20 protein-coding genes are annotated in these 19,533 nt (G+C 51.7%); all 20 read left to right on the plus strand.

Annotated elements, in window-relative coordinates:
• The first annotated feature begins 79 nt into the window (after positions 1–79).
• The 20 genes from rpoB (at position 80) to rplE (ending at position 19,531) form a co-directional block, all read left to right on the plus strand.
• Positions 80–4,189 carry a DNA-directed RNA polymerase subunit beta gene (rpoB, locus tag HKT17_RS01760; protein ID WP_105028060.1) on the plus strand — a complete coding sequence of 1,370 codons (4,110 nt, stop codon included), beginning with the start codon at positions 80–82 and terminating at the stop codon, positions 4,187–4,189.
• Between the two features lie 23 nt (positions 4,190–4,212).
• Positions 4,213–8,442 carry a DNA-directed RNA polymerase subunit beta' gene (rpoC, locus tag HKT17_RS01765; RefSeq protein WP_105028061.1) on the plus strand — a complete coding sequence of 1,410 codons (4,230 nt, stop codon included), beginning with the start codon at positions 4,213–4,215 and terminating at the stop codon, positions 8,440–8,442.
• Positions 8,443–8,585: 143 nt separating this feature from the next.
• The gene (rpsL, locus tag HKT17_RS01770; RefSeq protein WP_105028062.1) at positions 8,586–8,972 is read left to right on the plus strand and encodes a 30S ribosomal protein S12; all 387 of its coding nucleotides are present in this window, start codon (positions 8,586–8,588) and stop codon (positions 8,970–8,972) included.
• Between the two features lie 138 nt (positions 8,973–9,110).
• Positions 9,111–9,581 (plus strand): 30S ribosomal protein S7, encoded by a 471-nt coding sequence (rpsG, locus tag HKT17_RS01775; protein WP_008253357.1) that lies wholly within the window; start codon positions 9,111–9,113, stop codon positions 9,579–9,581.
• Between the two features lie 18 nt (positions 9,582–9,599).
• On the plus strand, positions 9,600–11,702 hold the full coding sequence (gene fusA / locus HKT17_RS01780; RefSeq protein WP_105028063.1) for an elongation factor G: 2,103 nt from the start codon (positions 9,600–9,602) through the stop codon (positions 11,700–11,702).
• Between the two features lie 33 nt (positions 11,703–11,735).
• A complete protein-coding gene (gene tuf, locus HKT17_RS01785) occupies positions 11,736–12,929 on the plus strand; it encodes an elongation factor Tu (protein WP_171097401.1) in 1,194 nt (397 codons plus the stop codon).
• Between the two features lie 99 nt (positions 12,930–13,028).
• Positions 13,029–13,340, plus strand: a complete 312-nt coding sequence (gene rpsJ, locus HKT17_RS01790; protein WP_008253393.1) for a 30S ribosomal protein S10 — start codon at positions 13,029–13,031, stop codon at positions 13,338–13,340.
• Positions 13,341–13,439: 99 nt separating this feature from the next.
• Positions 13,440–14,084, plus strand: coding sequence for a 50S ribosomal protein L3 (rplC, locus tag HKT17_RS01795; RefSeq protein ID WP_171097406.1), 645 nt, complete (start codon positions 13,440–13,442; stop codon positions 14,082–14,084).
• 10 nt (positions 14,085–14,094) lie between these two features.
• Entirely contained in the window at positions 14,095–14,715 is a 621-nt protein-coding gene (rplD, locus tag HKT17_RS01800; RefSeq protein ID WP_008253364.1) for a 50S ribosomal protein L4, read from the plus strand.
• Positions 14,712–15,008 (plus strand): 50S ribosomal protein L23, encoded by a 297-nt coding sequence (gene rplW, locus HKT17_RS01805; RefSeq protein ID WP_008253367.1) that lies wholly within the window; start codon positions 14,712–14,714, stop codon positions 15,006–15,008. The genes rplD and rplW overlap by 4 nt, the downstream gene beginning before the upstream one ends.
• A 1-nt stretch (position 15,009) precedes the next feature.
• The gene (gene rplB / locus HKT17_RS01810) at positions 15,010–15,837 is read left to right on the plus strand and encodes a 50S ribosomal protein L2 (RefSeq protein WP_105028065.1); all 828 of its coding nucleotides are present in this window, start codon (positions 15,010–15,012) and stop codon (positions 15,835–15,837) included.
• A 15-nt stretch (positions 15,838–15,852) separates the two neighbouring features.
• Entirely contained in the window at positions 15,853–16,128 is a 276-nt protein-coding gene (gene rpsS / locus HKT17_RS01815; RefSeq protein WP_105028066.1) for a 30S ribosomal protein S19, read from the plus strand.
• A gap of 10 nt (positions 16,129–16,138) precedes the next feature.
• Entirely contained in the window at positions 16,139–16,468 is a 330-nt protein-coding gene (rplV, locus tag HKT17_RS01820) for a 50S ribosomal protein L22 (RefSeq protein ID WP_130557584.1), read from the plus strand.
• Positions 16,469–16,477: 9 nt separating this feature from the next.
• Entirely contained in the window at positions 16,478–17,284 is an 807-nt protein-coding gene (rpsC, locus tag HKT17_RS01825; RefSeq protein WP_105028068.1) for a 30S ribosomal protein S3, read from the plus strand.
• Positions 17,285–17,298: 14 nt separating this feature from the next.
• A complete protein-coding gene (gene rplP / locus HKT17_RS01830) occupies positions 17,299–17,715 on the plus strand; it encodes a 50S ribosomal protein L16 (RefSeq protein ID WP_008253343.1) in 417 nt (138 codons plus the stop codon).
• 3 nt (positions 17,716–17,718) lie between these two features.
• Entirely contained in the window at positions 17,719–17,913 is a 195-nt protein-coding gene (gene rpmC, locus HKT17_RS01835; RefSeq protein ID WP_008253344.1) for a 50S ribosomal protein L29, read from the plus strand.
• Positions 17,910–18,182, plus strand: coding sequence for a 30S ribosomal protein S17 (gene rpsQ / locus HKT17_RS01840; protein WP_008253346.1), 273 nt, complete (start codon positions 17,910–17,912; stop codon positions 18,180–18,182). Before rpmC ends, rpsQ begins: the two co-directional genes overlap by 4 nt.
• A 108-nt stretch (positions 18,183–18,290) precedes the next feature.
• Positions 18,291–18,659, plus strand: coding sequence for a 50S ribosomal protein L14 (gene rplN / locus HKT17_RS01845; RefSeq protein WP_008253348.1), 369 nt, complete (start codon positions 18,291–18,293; stop codon positions 18,657–18,659).
• A 7-nt stretch (positions 18,660–18,666) separates the two neighbouring features.
• Positions 18,667–18,981: a 50S ribosomal protein L24 gene (rplX, locus tag HKT17_RS01850; RefSeq protein WP_105028069.1), complete on the plus strand. Its 315-nt coding sequence runs from the start codon at positions 18,667–18,669 to the stop codon at positions 18,979–18,981.
• A 10-nt stretch (positions 18,982–18,991) separates the two neighbouring features.
• Entirely contained in the window at positions 18,992–19,531 is a 540-nt protein-coding gene (rplE, locus tag HKT17_RS01855; RefSeq protein WP_105028070.1) for a 50S ribosomal protein L5, read from the plus strand.
• The last annotated feature ends 2 nt before the right edge of the window (positions 19,532–19,533 follow it).

The following is a 19,533-nucleotide window of genomic DNA, read 5'->3' on the forward strand; positions in this document are numbered from 1 at the left end:
GATTACAAACCAGAGTGTGTTAAGCCATGTGTAGAACACATGCATATCGCTTAATCCGCTCGACATCAGGACAGAAAATATGTCTTACTCTGCCACCGAGAAAAAACGCATACGCAAAAGCTTTGCGAAACGGCCTCCAGTTTTGGATGTACCGTACCTTCTCACCACTCAACTTGACTCTTACACTGACTTTCTTCAATTGGGTCTCCCGGTTGAAAAACGTGCAGAACAAGGGTTACAGGCAGCATTTCAGTCTGTATTTCCAATTGTTTCGCACAACGGCTATGCACGCTTGGAATTTGTGCAGTACGCACTGGGCGAACCCGCTTTTGACGTCAAAGAATGTCAACAGCGTGGTCTGACCTTCTGCTCGCCCTTGCGGGCGCGCGTGCGCTTGGTGCTTCTGGATCGTGAGGCCAGCAAGCCCACCGTGAAAGAAGTCAAGGAGCAGGAAGTGTATATGGGTGAATTGCCACTCATGACACAGAATGGTTCCTTTGTGATCAATGGCACCGAACGCGTTATCGTGTCACAGTTGCACCGTTCGCCTGGTGTGTTTTTCGAACACGACCGTGGTAAAACCCACAGCTCAGGCAAGTTGCTGTTCTCGGCCCGTATCATTCCTTATCGTGGCTCTTGGCTCGATTTCGAATTTGATCCCAAAGACATCCTGTATTTCCGTGTAGACCGTCGTCGCAAGATGCCAGTCACGATTTTGCTCAAAGCCATCGGCATGAACAACGAGCAAATCCTGTCCACCTTCTTTGAATTCGACCAGTTCGAAATCAAATCCGAAGGCGCATCCATGGATCTGGTCACTTCGCGTTTGAAAGGCGAAGTCGCAAAGTTTGACATCGTCGACAAAGCGGGCAAGGTTCTGGTTCAGAAAGACAAGCGTATCAATGCCAAGCACATTCGTGATATTGAAGCGGCTGGCTTGAAGAAAATTTCCGTGCCTGAAGATTTCCTGATTGGCCGCACCTTGGCCAAGAACATTGTTGATGGCAGCACTGGCGAAGTTGTGGCCTCTGCCAACGACGAAATCACCGAAGAAATCATGGGCAAAATCCGTGACGCAGGCGTGAAAGTGGTTGAAACCATCTTCACCAACGAACTGGATCACGGCGCTTACATTTCTCAAACGCTGCGCACTGACGAAACAGCAGACCAGACCGCGGCACGCGTTGCCATCTACCGCATGATGCGTCCAGGCGAGCCGCCCACGGAAGAAGCAGTTGAAATGCTGTTCAACCGACTGTTCTACAGCGAAGACTCCTACGATTTGTCTCGTGTGGGTCGCATGAAATTCAACCGCCGTGTTGGCCGTCCCGAAGTGGAAGGCGCCATGGTGCTTCAAGACGACGACATCTTGGCCGTAATCAAGATTCTCGTTGACTTGCGCAACGGCAACGGCGAAATCGATGACATCGATCACTTGGGTAACCGTCGAGTTCGTTGTGTCGGCGAATTGGCTGAAAACCAGTTCCGCGCAGGTTTGGTGCGTGTTGAGCGTGCCGTGAAAGAGCGTCTGGGGCAGGCTGAAGCCGAGAACCTGATGCCGCACGATCTGATCAACTCCAAGCCAATTTCTGCAGCAATCAAGGAGTTCTTTGGTTCTTCCCAATTGTCGCAGTTCATGGACCAAACCAACCCCTTGTCAGAAATCACGCACAAGCGTCGTGTTTCTGCTTTGGGCCCAGGCGGTTTGACCCGTGAGCGTGCCGGCTTTGAGGTTCGTGACGTACACACCACCCATTATGGTCGTGTGTGCCCAATCGAAACACCGGAAGGCCCAAACATTGGTTTGATCAACTCCATGGCGATGTTCGCTCGTTTGAACGAGTACGGGTTCCTTGAAACGCCTTATCGCAAAGTGGAAGGCGGTGTGGTGTCCGATGAAATCGTTTACCTGTCAGCGATTGAAGAAGGCCGTTTCGTGATCGCCCAGGCGAACGCGGAGATCGACGAGAAGAAGCGCTTGGTCGGTGACTTGGTTTCCTGTCGTGTGGCCGGTGAATTCGAATTGATGGATCCGTCCGGCGTTGAGCTGATGGACGTTGCACCAGGTCAAATCGTGTCTGTTGCCGCATCGCTCATTCCATTCCTGGAACACGACGATGCGAACCGTGCCTTGATGGGTGCCAACATGCAACGTCAGGCTGTGCCATGTTTGCGTCCTGAAAAGCCGTTTGCCGGTACTGGCATTGAGCGTACCGTGGCTGTCGACTCGGGCACAGTCATCGTGGCTGATCATGGTGGCGTGGTTGATTACGTGGACGCCAACCGAATTGTTATTCGTGTGAATGACAATGAAGTGGAATCGGGTTCAGTCGGTGTTGATATCTACAACCTGACCAAGTACACACGTTCAAACCAGAACACCAACATCAACCAACGTCCGATCGTGAATAAGGGCGACATCATTGCCAAAGGCGATGTAATCGCCGATGGCGCGTCGACTGACCTGGGCGAATTGGCCTTGGGTCAGAACATGCTGGTCGCTTTCATGCCCTGGAACGGTTACAACTTCGAAGATTCAATCTTGATCTCCGAGCGTGTTGTGGCAGAAGACCGCTACACCTCGATTCACATCGAAGAGCTGTCGGTTGTTGCGCGTGATACTAAGCTGGGTTCCGAAGAAATTACACGCGACATTTCCAATTTGTCCGAAGCTCAGTTGTCACGTCTGGATGAGTCCGGCATCGTGTACATCGGTGCGGAAGTACAAGCTGGTGACGTCATGGTGGGTAAGGTCACGCCGAAAGGCGAAACCCAGCTTACGCCGGAAGAAAAACTGCTGCGCGCCATTTTCGGTGAAAAAGCATCCGACGTGAAAGACACCTCCCTGCGCGTGCCTTCCGGTATGACAGGTACGGTGATCGACGTTCAGGTATTCACCCGTGAAGGCATCGTTCGCGACAAGAGGGCACAGTCCATCATTGATGACGAGCTGAAGCGTTATCGCCTCGACCTGAACGACCAGATGCGTATTGTTGAGGCCGATGCTTTCAGCCGTATCGAGCGTTTCCTGATCGGTAAGGTCGCCAACGGCGGTCCTGCCAAGTTGGCCAAAGGCAGCAAGATCACTGCTGAATACTTAAAGGAAGTGGATCACCATCACTGGTTCGACATTCGCTTGGCAGAAGAAGAAGCCGCGGGTCAACTCGAAACATTGAAGAAGTCCATTGAAGACAAGCGTCATCAGTTCGATTTGGCCTTTGAAGAAAAGCGCAAGAAATTGACGCAAGGTGATGAACTGCCACCAGGTGTTTTGAAAATGGTCAAGGTGTACCTGGCCGTCAAGCGCCGCTTGCAGCCTGGTGACAAAATGGCTGGCCGTCACGGTAACAAGGGTGTGGTTTCCAAGATCGTTCCTGTGGAAGACCTGCCGCACATGGCTGATGGTCGTCCCGTCGACATCGTATTGAACCCCTTGGGTGTTCCTTCACGTATGAACGTGGGTCAAATTCTGGAAACCCACCTGGGTTGGGCTGCCAAGGGCATTGGCGATCGCATCAATGAAATGTTGCGTGAACAAAATGCAGTGGCGCGTCTGCGTGAATACCTGCATAAGGTGTACAACGGCACAGGCACAACAGTTGATCTCGATTCCCTGACTGATCAGGAAATAATCAACATGGGCAAGAACCTGACCAAGGGCATGCCTTTCGCCACGCCCGTATTCGATGGCGCGAACGAAGAAGACATTCTGGAAATGCTTCGCTTGGCTTACCCCGACGAAGATCCGCGTATGCAAGCCTTGGGCTTTAACGATTCAAAAACCCAGGTGACCCTCTATGACGGTCGCACAGGCGACGCATTTGACCGCAAGGTTACCGTTGGCTACAAGCATGTGCTGAAACTGCACCACTTGGTCGACGACAAGATGCATGCCCGGTCAACAGGACCATACTCTTTGGTCACGCAGCAACCACTGGGCGGTAAAGCCCAGTTTGGTGGTCAGCGTTTCGGTGAGATGGAAGTGTGGGCTTTGGAAGCTTATGGCGCGTCGTACGTACTTCAGGAAATGTTGACTGTGAAGTCAGACGACGTGAATGGTCGTACGAAGGTGTATGAGAATTTGGTCAAAGGTGATCACACGATTGATGCCGGTATGCCGGAATCTTTCAACGTACTCGTGAAAGAAATCCGCTCACTCGGTATTGATATTGATCTGGACCGTAATTGATCGGTCGCGACGGAGGTATTTAAATGAAAGCTTTATTAGATCTGTTTAAACAGGTCCAGCAAGACGAGCAATTCGACGCAATCAAGATTGCGATCGCTTCGCCCGACAAAATCCGTTCGTGGTCTTTCGGTGAAGTCAAAAAACCAGAAACCATTAACTATCGCACCTTCAAGCCCGAGCGCGATGGTCTGTTTTGTGCCAAGATTTTTGGCCCAATCAAAGACTATGAATGCTTGTGCGGCAAGTACAAGCGCCTGAAGCACCGTGGTGTTATCTGCGAAAAGTGCGGTGTTGAAGTCACCCTGGCCAAAGTGCGCCGTGAGCGCATGGGTCACATCGACTTGGCCTCGCCCGTTGCGCACATCTGGTTCCTGAAGTCACTGCCATCTCGTTTGGGCATGGTGCTGGACATGACCCTGCGGGACATCGAACGCGTGTTGTACTTCGAAGGTTTCGTGGTTGTTGAGCCCGGTATGACGCCGCTGAAACGCGCGCAGTTATTGACCGAAGAAGATTACCTCGCCAAGCAGGAAGAGTACGGTGATGACTTCGTCGCGTTCATGGGTGCTGAAGGCATCAAGGAACTGCTGAAGTCTATCGATATCGATCGCGAAGTCACCACACTGCGCGACGAGTTGGGTACCACCAATTCCGAAGCCAAGATCAAGAAAATCGCCAAGCGCCTTAAAGTGCTGGAAGGTTTCCAAAAGTCTGGCATCAAGCCCGAGTGGATGATTCTGGAAGTACTGCCCGTGCTTCCACCCGAATTGCGTCCATTGGTTCCGCTGGATGGCGGCCGCTTTGCGACATCCGACCTGAACGATCTATACCGTCGCGTGATCAACCGCAACAACCGCTTGAAGCGTTTGCTGGAACTGAATGCCCCTGACATCATCGTGCGCAATGAAAAGCGCATGTTGCAGGAAGCCGTTGATTCATTGCTCGACAATGGTCGTCGCGGCAAGGCCATGACTGGTGCCAACAAGCGCCCATTGAAGTCATTGGCCGACATGATTAAAGGCAAGGGCGGTCGTTTCCGTCAAAACTTGCTTGGCAAGCGCGTGGACTATTCCGGTCGTTCCGTGATCGTGGTGGGCCCACAGCTAAAACTGCACCAGTGTGGTTTGCCAAAACTGATGGCGCTCGAATTGTTCAAGCCTTTCATTTTCAACCGCTTGGAAGTGATGGGCATTGCAACCACCATCAAGCAAGCCAAGAAGTTTGTTGAAAACCAGGAACCCATCGTATGGGACATTCTGGAAGAAGTGATTCGCGAGCATCCGGTCATGTTGAACCGTGCGCCAACACTTCACCGCTTGGGTATTCAGGCCTTCGAGCCCGTGCTGATTGAAGGCAAGGCCATTCAATTGCACCCGCTGGTTTGCGCTGCGTTTAACGCCGACTTTGACGGTGACCAAATGGCGGTTCACGTGCCTTTGTCTCTGGAAGCCCAGATCGAAGCACGTACGCTGATGCTGGCCTCCAACAACGTATTGTTCCCTGCCAACGGCGATCCTTCTATTGTTCCTTCACAAGACATCGTGTTGGGTCTGTATTACACCACCCGTGACCGGGTGAATGGTCGCAATGAAGGCATCATGTTCTCCGACGTCAGCGAGGCAAACCGCGCTTACGACAACAAAGAAGTTGAACTGGCCACTCGCGTGACTGTTCGCATCACCGAATACGATGTGAACAAGGAAACTGGTGAAAAAACATCCAAGCGCACGCGTTATGAAACAACGGTAGGTCGTGCCTTGCTGTCTGAAATTCTGCCTCCAGGTCTGCCTTTCTCCTTCATTGATCGTCCTTTGAAGAAGAAAGAAATTTCCCGCTTGATTAACGCGTCTTTCCGTCGCTGTGGTCTGCGTGAAACAGTTATTTTTGCAGACAAGCTGATGCAGTTTGGTTTCCGCATGGCGACCCGTGGCGGCATTTCTATTGCGATGGGCGACATGGTAGTTCCGGCCCAGAAGCAGGTCATCATCGCTGCCGCTGAAGCCGAAGTGAAAGAAATCCAATCCCAGTACACATCCGGTCTGGTGACTCAGGGTGAGCGTTACAACAAGGTTGTTGATATCTGGGGCCGAGCAGGCGACCAGGTGGGCAAGGCCATGATGGAACAGCTGGCCACCGAGCCTGTAATTGACCGCAACGGAAATGAAGTTCGTCAGGAGTCGTTCAACGCGATTTACATGATGGCCGACTCCGGTGCCCGTGGTTCTGCTGCGCAGATCCGTCAGTTGGCGGGTATGCGTGGTCTGATGGCCAAGCCAGACGGCTCAATCATTGAAACGCCGATCATCGCGAACTTCCGCGAAGGTCTGAACGTGTTGCAGTACTTCATTTCAACACACGGCGCTCGTAAAGGCTTGGCCGATACGGCCTTGAAAACCGCGAACTCCGGTTACCTCACGCGTCGTCTTGTTGATGTGACTCAAGACTTGGTCGTGGTGGAAGACGATTGTGGTACTTCCAACGGCGTGGCCATGAAGGCCCTGGTTGAAGGTGGTGAAGTCATTGAAGCATTGCGCGATCGTATTTTGGGTCGGGTTGTGGTGTCTGATGTGGTTAATCCCGAAACCCAGGAAACTGTGTTTGAAGTAGGCAAGTTGCTAGACGAAGACGCAGTTGAGTTGATCGATCATCTGGGTATCGACGAGGTGCGTGTGCGCACGCCGCTGTCTTGCGAGACACGTTACGGTCTGTGTGCCAAGTGTTACGGCCGTGACTTGGGCCGCGGTTATCTGGTCAACAACGGTGAGGCTGTTGGTGTTATTGCAGCGCAGTCCATCGGCGAGCCAGGTACACAGTTGACCATGCGTACGTTCCACATTGGTGGTGCTGCGTCACGTGCTGCGGTAGTGTCCAGTATTGAGGCCAAATCAAACGGCGTAATCCGTTTCACTGCCACCATGCGTTATGTGACCAACGGCAAGGGCGAGCAAATCGTGATTTCCCGCTCTGGCGAAGTGCTGATCACTGACGACTTTGGCCGCGAGCGTGAGCGCCACAAGGTACCTTACGGTGCCACATTGGCCGTGCTGGATGGTAACCAGGTCAAAGCTGGCGCGATGTTGGCAACCTGGGATCCTTTGACTCGCCCAATCGTGACCGAATACGCCGGTAAAATCCGCTTCGAGAATATCGAAGAGGGTGCAACCGTAGCCAAGCAGATCGACGATGTGACCGGTTTGTCTACCCTGGTTGTTATTGATGCGAAGCGTCGTACGGCCGGTAGCAAGGGAGAGCGTCCACAGGTGAAGTTGATCGACCCGCAGGGTAACGAAGTCAAGATCGCTGGTTCTGATCATTCCGTAAACATCAGCTTCCCGGTTGGCGCGCTCATTACAGTGCGCGACAACCAAGATGTGTCTGTGGGTGAAGTTTTGGCGCGTATTCCTCAGGAAAGCCAAAAAACTCGAGACATTACCGGTGGTCTGCCACGCGTGGCTGAGCTGTTTGAAGCCCGTTCGCCCAAAGATGCCGGCATGTTGGCCGAAGTCACGGGTACGGTTTCTTTCGGTAAAGACACCAAGGGCAAGCAGCGTCTGGTCATTACCGACCTTGACGGTGTGTCTCACGAGTTCTTGATTCCCAAGGACAAGCACGTGCTGGTGCATGACGGTCAGGTGGTCAACAAAGGCGAATCCATTGTGGATGGCCCAGCCGATCCGCACGATATTTTGCGTTTGTTGGGTATTGAGGCCCTGGCTCGCTACATCGTTGATGAAGTTCAGGACGTTTATCGTTTGCAAGGCGTGAAGATTAACGACAAGCACATCGAAGTGATCGTTCGTCAAATGTTGCGTCGCGTCATTGTGGATGATCCTGGCGAAACAGGTTTCATTCCAGGCGAGCAAGTTGAACGCTCTGAACTGTTGGATGCAAACGACAAAATGCGCAGTGAAAACAAGCGCGAAGCAACTTACCAAAATATTTTGCTGGGTATTACCAAAGCCTCCTTGTCGACCGATTCGTTCATCTCGGCTGCTTCCTTCCAGGAAACAACCCGCGTACTGACCGAAGCCGCCATCATGGGCAAGCGCGACGAATTGCGTGGTCTGAAAGAGAACGTGATTGTAGGTCGCTTGATCCCGGCTGGTACCGGTATGGCCTTCCACAAGGCTCGCAAGGACAAAGAAGGGCGCGAAGCGGAAGAGTTGCGCCTGATGGAAGCCGAACATGACCCTCGCGCACAAGCCGAGGCACTGTTCAATCTGCCAGCCTCTGAGGGTTCTGACGAAGCCTAAGTTGTTGACAGAAATATGAAAGGTGATAGTAAAACATCACCTTATTCATTGACCCGCGCTTGTGTTTTGGAATACAATCGCGGGCTAAATTGGCTGCGGGCATGCCCGTAGCCCTTTTGTTTTTTTTAACCGGAACTGGAACTATGCCAACCATTAATCAGCTAGTGCGTAAACCACGCACCAGTGTGACCATGAAGAGCAAAAGCCCCGCGCTTGAGGATTGCCCTCAAAAGCGTGGCGTGTGTACTCGTGTTTACACAACAACTCCAAAAAAACCAAACTCTGCGCTGCGTAAAGTGGCCAAAGTTCGCCTGACCAACGGCTTCGAAGTGATCTCCTACATCGGTGGTGAGGGCCACAACCTGCAGGAACACTCAGTGGTGTTGATCCGTGGCGGTCGTGTGAAAGACTTGCCTGGTGTGCGTTATCACATCGTGCGTGGCTCACTTGACTTGCAAGGCGTTAAGGATCGTAAGCAAGCTCGTTCCAAGTATGGTTCGAAGCGTCCAAAAGCTGCCAAGGCCAAGTAATTAGGCTAAGCAATAAGGCCAAGTGATTTTTTACACTGGTCGATTTAAAACCGCATTCCGTGCGGCACACATTTGGTGTGTCGAGTAAGCAGATGCATAAGTGGGATTGCCCACGCTGAAGATAAAGGAATAGTCAAGATGCCACGTCGTCGCGAAGTGCAGCGCAGAGAAGTGCTGCCAGATCCAAAGTTTCAAAGCACAGAAGTAGCCAAATTCATGAACGTCATCATGTTGTCTGGCAAGAAAGCTGTTGCCGAACGCATTATTTACGGTGCTTTTGACAGCATCTCAACGAAAGCTGGTAAAGACCCACTCGAGGTGTTCAACGCCGCGATCAACAACGTAAAGCCAGTTGTTGAAGTGAAGTCTCGCCGCGTCGGTGGTGCGAACTACCAAGTTCCGGTGGAAGTTCGTCCCTCACGTCGTTTGGCTCTGGCCATGCGTTGGGTGCGTGAAGCAGCCAAGAAGCGTAGCGAAAAGTCCATGGACCTTCGCCTGGCAGGTGAGCTGCTCGAAGCAGCCGAAGGTCGCGGTGGTGCGATGAAGAAGCGTGATGAAGTGCACCGCATGGCTGAAGCCAACAAAGCCTTCTCGCATTTCCGATTCTAAATTTAACTGGAGTAGCAAATGGCTCGTAAGACGCCCATTGAGCGATATCGTAACATTGGTATTTCCGCGCACATCGATGCGGGAAAAACCACCACGACTGAACGTATTCTGTTTTACACAGGCGTAAGTCACAAGATTGGTGAAGTGCACGACGGTGCGGCCACCATGGACTGGATGGAGCAGGAACAAGAGCGTGGTATTACCATCACCTCTGCTGCCACAACCTGCTTCTGGAAAGGAATGGACAATTCCTACGAAGAGCACCGGTTCAACATCATCGACACACCCGGGCACGTTGACTTCACCATTGAAGTTGAACGTTCCATGCGTGTTCTCGACGGCGCTTGCATGGTTTATTGTGCGGTGGGTGGTGTTCAGCCTCAGTCTGAAACCGTGTGGCGTCAAGCCAACAAGTACAAAGTACCTCGCTTGGCCTTTGTGAACAAGATGGACCGCACCGGTGCCAACTTCTTCAAGGTGGTTGAACAAATGCGTCTGCGCTTGCGCGCAAACCCAGTGCCTATCGTGATTCCTATCGGCTCGGAAGAAAAATTCCAAGGCGTGGTTGACTTGATCAAGATGAAGGCTATTTACTGGGATGAGGCATCTCAGGGTATGAAGTTTGATTACCGCGAAATCCCGGCCGAATTGAAAGCCGAGGCTGACAAGTGGCGCGAGCAAATGGTGGAAGCTGCTGCTGAAGCCTCTGAAGAGCTAATGAACAAATACCTTGAAGAAGGTAGCTTGTCAGAAGCAGAGATTATCCTCGGCATTCGCACGCGTACTATTTCGACTGAGATTCAGCCGATGTTGTGTGGTACTGCGTTTAAAAACAAGGGTGTTCAGCGTATGCTGGACGCGGTCATTGATTTCCTGCCCTCACCAGTGGATATTCCGCCAGTGTCCGGCACGGATGAAGATGAAGAGCCGATTGTTCGTCATGCCAATGACGAGGAAAAATTGTCTGCTTTGGCATTCAAGTTGATGACAGATCCATTCGTGGGTCAGTTGACTTTCGTTCGAGTGTACTCTGGTGTGCTGAACAAGGGTGACTCCGTATACAACCCTGTGCGTGGCAAGAAAGAGCGTATTGGCCGTATCGTTCAGATGCACGCCAACAACCGTCAGGAAGTTGAAGAAATTCGAGCTGGCGACATTGCCGCCTGCGTGGGTTTGAAAGATGTGACGACAGGTGAAACCCTCTGTGATCCATCAGCCATCATCACTCTGGAGCGCATGGTGTTCCCCGAGCCGGTAATTGCTCAGGCCGTCGAACCAAAGACCAAGACAGACCAGGAAAAAATGGGTATTGCTTTGGGTCGTTTGGCTGCTGAAGATCCCTCGTTCCGTGTTCGCACCGACGAAGAGTCTGGTCAAACAATCATTGCTGGTATGGGTGAATTGCACCTCGAGATTATCGTGGATCGCATGAAGCGCGAATTTGGTGTGGAAGCCAACGTGGGCAAACCGCAGGTTGCCTACCGCGAAACCATCCGCAACACCGTCAAGGAAGTTGAAGGCAAGTTTGTTCGCCAGTCGGGTGGTCGCGGTCAGTATGGCCACGTGGTTTTGCGCGTTGAGCCGAACGAGGCTGGCAAGGGCTTTGAATTCCTGGATGAAATCAAGGGCGGTGTTGTTCCTCGCGAGTACATTCCTGCCGTACAGAAGGGTATTGAGGAATCATTGAGCAATGGCGTATTGGCCGGTTACCCGGTTGTTGACGTGAAAGTGGCATTGCACTTCGGTTCGTACCACGACGTTGACTCCAACGAAACAGCGTTTAAAATCGCTGCTTCCATGGGTTTCAAGGAAGGTATGCGCCGCGCAAGCCCTGTGCTGCTTGAGCCAATGATGGCCGTTGAAGTGGAGTCACCAGAAGATTACGCCGGTACTGTGATGGGCGATTTGTCCTCACGTCGCGGTGTAGTTCAGGGTATGGATGACATTCCTGGTGGTGGCAAGGCAATCAAGGCTGAAGTTCCCTTGGCTGAAATGTTTGGTTATTCCACTACATTGCGTTCCCTGACACAGGGCCGCGCAACGTACAGCATGGAATTCAAGCACTACAGCGAAGCTCCCAAAAACGTTGCTGACGCTGTTATTAGCGCCCGCGCCAAATAATTGAAATTAAAGAACTGAAAAGAGGTATTTGCAATGGCAAAAGAAAAGTTTGAGCGTAAGAAGCCACACGTAAACGTTGGAACGATTGGTCACGTGGACCATGGCAAGACAACATTGACAGCGGCGATCACAACAGTATTGGCGCGTTTGAGCGGCCATGGTGAAGCCAAGGGCTACGACCAGATTGATGCGGCGCCGGAAGAGAAGGCGCGCGGCATTACGATTAACACTGCACACGTGGAGTATGAAACCGATGCGCGTCACTATGCGCACGTGGACTGTCCCGGTCACGCCGACTATGTGAAGAACATGATTACCGGCGCGGCGCAGATGGACGGCGCGATTCTGGTGTGTTCAGCAGCAGACGGCCCCATGCCCCAGACCCGCGAGCACATTTTGTTGGCCCGTCAGGTTGGTGTGCCTTACATCATCGTGTTCCTGAACAAGTGCGACATGGTGGACGACGAAGAGTTGTTGGAGCTGGTGGAAATGGAAGTGCGCGAGTTGCTGTCTTCCTATGACTTCCCTGGCGACGACGTGCCTATCGTAAAAGGTTCGGCCAAGCTGGCGTTGGAAGGCGACACGGGTGAGCTGGGCGAAGGCGCGATCAAGCAGTTGGCGCAGGCGCTGGACACATACATTCCAACACCTGAGCGAGCCATTGACGGCGCGTTCCTGATGCCAATCGAAGACGTGTTCTCAATCTCCGGTCGTGGCACTGTGGTAACAGGCCGTATCGAGCGCGGTATCGTGAAGGTTGGTGAAGAAATCGAAATCGTGGGTATCAAGGACACAGTCAAGACCATTTGTACCGGCGTGGAGATGTTCCGCAAGTTGCTGGATCAGGGTCAGGCGGGTGACAACGTGGGTGTATTGCTGCGTGGTACCAAGCGTGAAGACGTGGAGCGTGGTCAGGTATTGGCCAAGCCCGGTACGATCAAGCCGCACACAGGCTTTAGCGCCGAGGTGTACGTGTTGAGCAAAGAAGAAGGTGGTCGTCACACGCCATTCTTTAATAACTACCGTCCTCAGTTCTACTTCCGTACAACCGACGTGACAGGCTCGATCAGCTTGCCGGCGGACAAGGAAATGGTACTGCCAGGCGATAACGTGTCGATCAATGTTGAGTTGATTGCCCCAATCGCGATGGAAGAAGGTCTGCGTTTCGCGATTCGCGAAGGCGGGCGTACGGTAGGTGCTGGCGTAGTTGCCAAAATCACCAAGTAATACTTGGAATGAGCCCGCATCAATCGTTTGATGCGGGTAATTTTGAGGTGAGCCAAAAGTTAAGTTTGGTCACACTCTTTCAGCTCTTTAGGAACAAACATGAATAATCAAAAAATTCGTATTCGCTTGAAAGCTTTCGACTACAAGCTGATTGATCAGTCTGCACTCGAAATCGTGGAAACAGCCAAGCGCACAGGCGCCGTGGTGAAAGGTCCGGTTCCGTTGCCTACCCGAATCAAGCGCTTCGACATTCTGCGTTCCCCTCACGTGAACAAGTCTTCACGTGACCAGTTCGAGATCCGCACCCATCAGCGTCTGATGGACATCGTTGACCCTACAGACAAAACTGTAGATGCTTTGATGAAGCTGGATCTGCCTGCTGGTGTAGATGTTGAAATCAAGTTGCAATAAATTTAATTAACGCATATAATCTTCGGCTAACCTTTTCAAAAGGTTAGCTTTAGATAGAATTTAATCATTCGGCCAATCGTAGCCGAAATTGGAGAAATCATGAGTCTAGGCCTTATTGGTCGCAAGATCGGCATGATGCGCATCTTTACAGACGCGGGTGTTTCAATTCCCGTGACTGTTGTTGATGTGTCTTCTAACCGTGTTGCGCAGCTCAAAACACTCGAACAAGATGGCTACACAGCCGTTCAGTTGGCCTACGGGTCCAAGCGAGCCTCCCGCGTTGTCAAGGCGCAGGCTGGTCATTTTGCAGCAGCTTCTATCGAAGCCGCTTCCTCCCTTGTTGAATTTCGCGTTGATACGGCCAAGCTTGCTGAATTGCAGGTTGGTGCTGCCGTTTCAGCAGAAATTTTTGCGCCTGGTCAAAAAGTTGACGTCAGTGGTTTAACGCAGGGTAAAGGTTTCAGCGGTGCCATCAAGCGTCACCACTTTAGTTCGCAGCGCGCGTCCCACGGTAACTCGATCTCCCACAATGCGCCCGGTTCAATCGGTATGGCCCAGGATCCAGGTCGAGTCTTCCCTGGTAAGCGTATGGCAGGTCAATTGGGTAACGTAAATCGAACCACCCAGAATCTGGAAGTGGTTCGTGTTGACGCCGAGCGTGGTCTGCTTTTGATCAAGGGCGCTGTGCCCGGATCAAAGGGTGGCCAATTGTTGGTTAAGCCAGCTGTCAAGGCAAAGGCGTAAGGGGAACCAGATGGAATTGAAAGTCATTAGTGATTCTGGGCAGGCCTCTCAAACTGTTCAGGTTTCCGATGTTGTGTTTGGCCGTGAATACAACGAGCCGCTGATTCATCAGTTGGTTGTTGCGTACCAGGCCAACGCACGTCAGGGTACACGTCAACAAAAAGATCGTTCTGAAGTTCGTGCCTCAACGCGCAAGCCTTGGAAGCAGAAAGGTACTGGCCGTGCGCGTGCTGGTGCAGTCTCTAGCCCCTTGTGGCGCGGAGGCGGTAAAACCTTTCCGAACTCTCCCGATGAGAATTTTACGCAGAAGCTGAACAAGAAAATGTTCCGCGCGGGCGTTTGCTCCATCCTGTCTCAATTGAGTCGAGAAGGTCGTTTGGTTGTGGTTGAGTCCTTGGACTTGGAAGCACCAAAGACAAAGCTGCTTGATCAAAAATTGAAAGGCATGGGTCTCGATTCAGTCCTGATGATTGTTGATTCAGTGGACGAAAACTTGTACCTGGCATCCAGAAACCTGCCCAATGTGGCAGTGGTCGAGCCACGTTACGCCGACCCTCTTTCCTTGATTTATTTCAAGAAAGTGGTTGCGACTCGTGCTGCAATCGACAAACTGCAGGAGATGTACGCATGAACACCCAGCGTTTAATGAAAATTTTGTTGGCACCCATCGTCTCTGAAAAGAGCACCATGCTGGCCGACAAGCATGAGCAAATTGCTTTTAAGGTTTGCACCACTGCGACCAAACACGAGATCAAGGCTGCTGTAGAGCTGCTGTTCAAGGTTGAGGTTGAGGCTGTGCGTGTAGTCAACATTGCTGGCAAGCAGAAGCGTTTTGGCCGCACCATGGGGCGCCGCTCCGATGTGCGCAAAGCCTATGTTGCACTGAAAGCTGGTCAGGAAATTAATTTCTCGGAGGCTGCGTAACATGCCATTAGTTAAATTAAAGCCAACATCACCCGGCCGTCGTGCCATGGTGAAAGTGGTTCATCCGCATTTGCACAAGGGTGAGCCTTACGCACCGCTTCTGGAAAAGAAATCCAAGACTGCAGGTCGTAACAACAATGGTCGCATTACTACCCGTCACATGGGTGGTGGTCACAAGCAGCACTACCGCATGGTTGACTTCAAACGCAACAAAGACGGCGTGCCAGCGAAAGTGGAAACGATTGAGTACGATCCAAACCGTACGGCCCACATCGCCTTGATCTGCTATGCAGATGGTGAGCGCGCATACATTATTGCACCCCGTGGTTTGCAGTTGGGTCAAACCGTTGTGAATGGCTCCGAGGCGCCTATCAAGATCGGTAATACTTTGCCAATTCGCAACATTCCCGTGGGTACAACAGTGCACTGTGTAGAAATGCTGCCAGGCAAGGGTGCTCAAATTGCACGTTCAGCCGGTGGCTCAGCCATGTTGCTGGCCCGTGACGGCACCTACGCCCAAATGCGTTTGCGCTCTGGTGAAATCCGTCGTGTTCACATCGAATGCCGCGCCACTATTGGTGAAGTGAGCAACGAAGAGAACAGTTTGAAGAAGGTGGGTAAGGCTGGTGCAACACGCTGGAAGGGTATTCGCCCAACCGTGCGTGGTACCGCGATGAACCCGGTAGATCACCCGCACGGTGGTGGTGAAGGTAAGACCGGCGAAGGTCGTGTGCCTGTGAGCCCGTGGGGTCAGCCAGCCAAAGGCTACCGCACTCGCAACAACAAGCGTACCAATTCGATGATTGTTCAGCGTCGTCACAAGCGTTAAGTGGGGTAAACAGATATGTCTCGTTCATTAAAAAAAGGTCCTTTCTGCGACGCCCACTTGATCAAAAAAGTAGAGGCTGCTGCAGCATCCAAGGACAAGCGTCCAATTAAAACCTGGTCACGTCGCTCGACTGTACTCCCTGAGTTCATCGGTCTGACAATCGCTGTTCACAATGGCAAGCAACATGTGCCTGTGTACATCAACGAAAACATGGTTGGTCACAAACTCGGTGAATTTGCGTTGACACGCACTTTCAAGGGTCACGCGGCTGACAAGAAGGCCAAGCGATAAGGGGTAAGAAATGGAAACTCGTGCAATTTTGAAGGGTGTTCGCTTGTCTCCTCAGCGTGGCCGCATGGTCGCTGATTTGATTCGCGGTAAAAAGGTTGATCAAGCCTTGAACATTCTTGCTTTCTCTCCGCAGAAGGCGGCATTGATTGTGAAAAAAGTGTTGGAAAGTGCAATCGCCAACGCCGAGCACAATGATGGTGCTGATGTTGATGAATTGAAAGTAAAAACCATTTACGTGGAAGAGGGTCCTGTGTTGAAGCGCTTTACAGCGCGAGCCAAGGGCCGTGGCAATCGTATCACTAAGAAGACCAGTCACATTTATGTGACGGTTGGAAACTAAGGGGGTTACATGGGTCAGAAGATTAACCCTACGGGCTTTCGCCTCGCGGTATCACGCAACTGGGCTTCTCGCTGGTACGCATCGAATCGTGATTTCTCCAAGATGCTTCTTGAAGACATTCAGGTTCGTGATTTCCTGAAGAAGAAGTTGAAAAATGCGTCAGTTGGTCGGGTGCTGATTGAACGTCCAGCCAAGAATGCTCGCGTAACAATTTACTCAGCTCGTCCAGGCGTGGTGATTGGCAAGAAAGGCGAAGACATTGAGTTGTTGAAAGCCAGCTTGCAAAAATTGGTTGGTGTGCCAGTTCATGTGAACATCGAAGAAGTTCGCAAGCCTGAAATTGATGCGCAATTGATCGCCGATGGAATTTCCCAGCAGCTCGAGCGTCGCATTATGTTCCGCCGTGCCATGAAGCGCGCGATGCAAAACGCAATGCGCATGGGTGCCCAAGGTATCAAGATCATGTCCTCGGGCCGTTTGAATGGCATCGAAATTGCCCGTACCGAATGGTACCGTGAAGGTCGTGTGCCTTTGCACACACTGCGTGCAGACATTGATTACGCCACAAGTGAAGCCGCTACCACCTACGGCATCATCGGCATCAAGGTTTGGGTGTACAAGGGTGACACATTGGGTCGTGGTGATGTGGCCGCAGCACCTGTTGAGGCAGAAAAGGAAGAGCGTCGTCCGCGTCGCCCCTCCACTCGTCCAGCCGGAGCCGGTGCACGCAAAGCGCGTAAACCCGAAGGTGCTAGCGCAGCAGCTAGTGGTTCAAACAAAGAGGAAGGCGCTGCCAGCACTTCCTCAGAACAGTAATCTAGGAGCGCATGATGTTACAGCCATCACGTCGCAAATATAGAAAAGAACACAAAGGCCGTAATACCGGTCTGGCCACGCGTGGCGCAAGTGTTTCTTTTGGTGTTTACGGTCTGAAGTCCACTGGCCGCGGTCGCTTGACTGCACGCCAGATCGAGTCAGCTCGTCGAGCCATGGTTCGCCACATCAAACGTGGCGGTAAGATTTGGATTCGCGTGTTTCCGGACAAGCCAATTACCAACAAGCCTGCGGAAGTTCGTATGGGTAACGGTAAGGGTAGCGTTGAGTTTTATGTGGCTGAGATTCAGCCTGGTAAGGTGCTCTACGAGATGGACGGTGTGAGTGAAGAGTTGGCGCGTGAGGCGTTCCGCCTGGCAGCTGCCAAGTTGCCTCTTCCTTGTGTGTTCGTAACACGTCAGATTGGGAGTTAAGCAATGAAAGCTTCTGAATTGCGCGGCAAAAGCGCTGCAGAATTGACGAAAGAGTTGGAAGAGTTGTTGCGCGCGCAGTTTTCTCTGCGTATGCAGGCTGCTACGCAGCAGCTGACCAACAACTCCCAGTTGGCAAAAGTACGTAAAGACATCGCACGTGTAAAAACGGTGATGACTCAATCGAAGAGGTCCGCATGAGCACCGAAGCGAAAGTAAGTTTGAAGCGTACCCTGGTGGGTCGCGTTGTAAGTGACAAGATGACCAAATCGGTGGTTGTGATGGTTGAAAACCGAATCAAGCATCCGATTTATGGCAAGTACATCGTTAAGTCTCACAAGTACACTGCCCACGACGAAAGTAATGAAGTGGGTGAGGGTGACCTGGTTGAGATCTGCGAAGGTCGTCCAATTTCCAAGACAAAATCTTGGAGTGTTACCAAAGTGTTGGAGAAAGCGAAAATCATCTGATTTTTGTCTTGCTCAAGTAATTCAAGCCTGCTAATATAGCAGGCTATCTTTTCAACCCTTGCGGGACCAAAACTGGTTGCGAAAGCAATTAAGTTGGTTTGACAATCCATGATACAAATGCAATCACGGCTAGATGTGGCCGACAACACGGGTGCGCGTTCTGTAATGTGCATCAAGGTTCTTGGTGGTTCCAAGCGCCGTTACGCGGGCATTGGTGACATCATCAAGGTGTCCATTAAAGATGCGGCCCCACGCGGTCGTGTCAAGAAAGGCGAAATTTACAACGCGGTGGTCGTTCGTACGGCCAAGGGCGTTCGTCGCCCAGATGGTGCGTTGATTAAATTCGACAGCAACGCAGCGGTTTTGTTGAATGCAAAACTTGAACCCATCGGTACCCGTATTTTTGGCCCAGTGACACGTGAGCTTCGTAATGAAAAGTTCATGAAAATCGTGTCGTTGGCACCAGAAGTTCTGTGAGGTAAATATGAACAAAATTCGCAAAGGCGATGAAGTGCTGGTTCTTAACGGCAAGTTCAAGGGAAAGAAAGGCGTTGTGCTTTCCCGTGTGAACGATGAGTACCTCTTGGTAGAGGGTGTCAACATCGTTAAGAAGCATCAAAAGCCAAATCCTATGAAGGGAGATGTTGGTGGTGTTGTTGACAAAACAATGCCTATCCACCAGTCCAATGTCAGCTTGTTTGACAAAGAGACAGGTAAGCCATCTCGTGTAGCCATCAAGGAAGTTGATGGAAAGTCCGTGCGAGTCCTGGTGAAAACCGGCGCTCAGTTGGCAAACTAAGGGGGCCGTCGTGTCACGTTTTCAAGAGTTTTATAGAAACGAAGTGGTTGGTCAGTTGACCAAGCAGTTTGGTTACAAGTCGGTGATGGAAGTGCCTCGCATTACCAAAATTACCCTGAATATGGGTGTGGGTGAGGCTGTCAATGACAAGAAGATCATTGAGCACGCTGTTGGTGATTTGACTAAAATCGCTGGCCAGAAGCCGGTGGTGACGAAAGCCAAAAAGGCGATTGCCGGTTTCAAGATTCGCGAAGGTTATCCAGTAGGTTGTATGGTAACTCTGCGCGGAGACCGCATGTATGAATTCCTGGATCGTTTGGTAACGATCGCGTTTCCTCGTGTGCGCGACTTCCGTGGGGTGTCTGGCAAATCTTTCGATGGCCGTGGCAACTACAACATTGGTATCAAAGAACAGATTATTTTCCCTGAGATTGAGTACGACAAAATCGACGCACTTCGGGGTCTCAACATCAGCGTAACTACGACAGCGCGTACCAACGATGAAGCAAAGGCTTTGTTGACCGCTTTCAAGTTCCCGTTCCGTAACTGAGG

This window comes from Limnobacter sp. SAORIC-580 (genome assembly GCF_013004065.1).
GTDB classification, from domain to species: Bacteria; Pseudomonadota; Gammaproteobacteria; order Burkholderiales; family Burkholderiaceae_B; genus Limnobacter; species Limnobacter profundi.

Bases quoted from the DNA above. Each gene is read 5' to 3' on its own strand.
- rplB (WP_105028065.1), top strand. From the start codon at position 15,010: ATGCCATTAGTTAAATTAAAGCCAACATCACCCGGCCGTCGTGCCATG.
- rplW (WP_008253367.1), top strand. From the start codon at position 14,712: ATGAACACCCAGCGTTTAATGAAAATTTTGTTGGCACCCATCGTCTCT.
- rpoC (WP_105028061.1), top strand. From the start codon at position 4,213: ATGAAAGCTTTATTAGATCTGTTTAAACAGGTCCAGCAAGACGAGCAA.
- rpsL (WP_105028062.1), top strand. From the start codon at position 8,586: ATGCCAACCATTAATCAGCTAGTGCGTAAACCACGCACCAGTGTGACC.
- rpsC (WP_105028068.1), top strand. From the start codon at position 16,478: ATGGGTCAGAAGATTAACCCTACGGGCTTTCGCCTCGCGGTATCACGC.
- rpoB (WP_105028060.1), top strand. From the start codon at position 80: ATGTCTTACTCTGCCACCGAGAAAAAACGCATACGCAAAAGCTTTGCG.
- rplD (WP_008253364.1), top strand. From the start codon at position 14,095: ATGGAATTGAAAGTCATTAGTGATTCTGGGCAGGCCTCTCAAACTGTT.
- rplV (WP_130557584.1), top strand. From the start codon at position 16,139: ATGGAAACTCGTGCAATTTTGAAGGGTGTTCGCTTGTCTCCTCAGCGT.
- rpsJ (WP_008253393.1), top strand. From the start codon at position 13,029: ATGAATAATCAAAAAATTCGTATTCGCTTGAAAGCTTTCGACTACAAG.
- rplN (WP_008253348.1), top strand. From the start codon at position 18,291: ATGATACAAATGCAATCACGGCTAGATGTGGCCGACAACACGGGTGCG.
- rpsS (WP_105028066.1), top strand. From the start codon at position 15,853: ATGTCTCGTTCATTAAAAAAAGGTCCTTTCTGCGACGCCCACTTGATC.
- rpsG (WP_008253357.1), top strand. From the start codon at position 9,111: ATGCCACGTCGTCGCGAAGTGCAGCGCAGAGAAGTGCTGCCAGATCCA.
- rplC (WP_171097406.1), top strand. From the start codon at position 13,440: ATGAGTCTAGGCCTTATTGGTCGCAAGATCGGCATGATGCGCATCTTT.
- rplP (WP_008253343.1), top strand. From the start codon at position 17,299: ATGTTACAGCCATCACGTCGCAAATATAGAAAAGAACACAAAGGCCGT.
- rpsQ (WP_008253346.1), top strand. From the start codon at position 17,910: ATGAGCACCGAAGCGAAAGTAAGTTTGAAGCGTACCCTGGTGGGTCGC.
- tuf (WP_171097401.1), top strand. From the start codon at position 11,736: ATGGCAAAAGAAAAGTTTGAGCGTAAGAAGCCACACGTAAACGTTGGA.
- fusA (WP_105028063.1), top strand. From the start codon at position 9,600: ATGGCTCGTAAGACGCCCATTGAGCGATATCGTAACATTGGTATTTCC.
- rplX (WP_105028069.1), top strand. From the start codon at position 18,667: ATGAACAAAATTCGCAAAGGCGATGAAGTGCTGGTTCTTAACGGCAAG.
- rpmC (WP_008253344.1), top strand. From the start codon at position 17,719: ATGAAAGCTTCTGAATTGCGCGGCAAAAGCGCTGCAGAATTGACGAAA.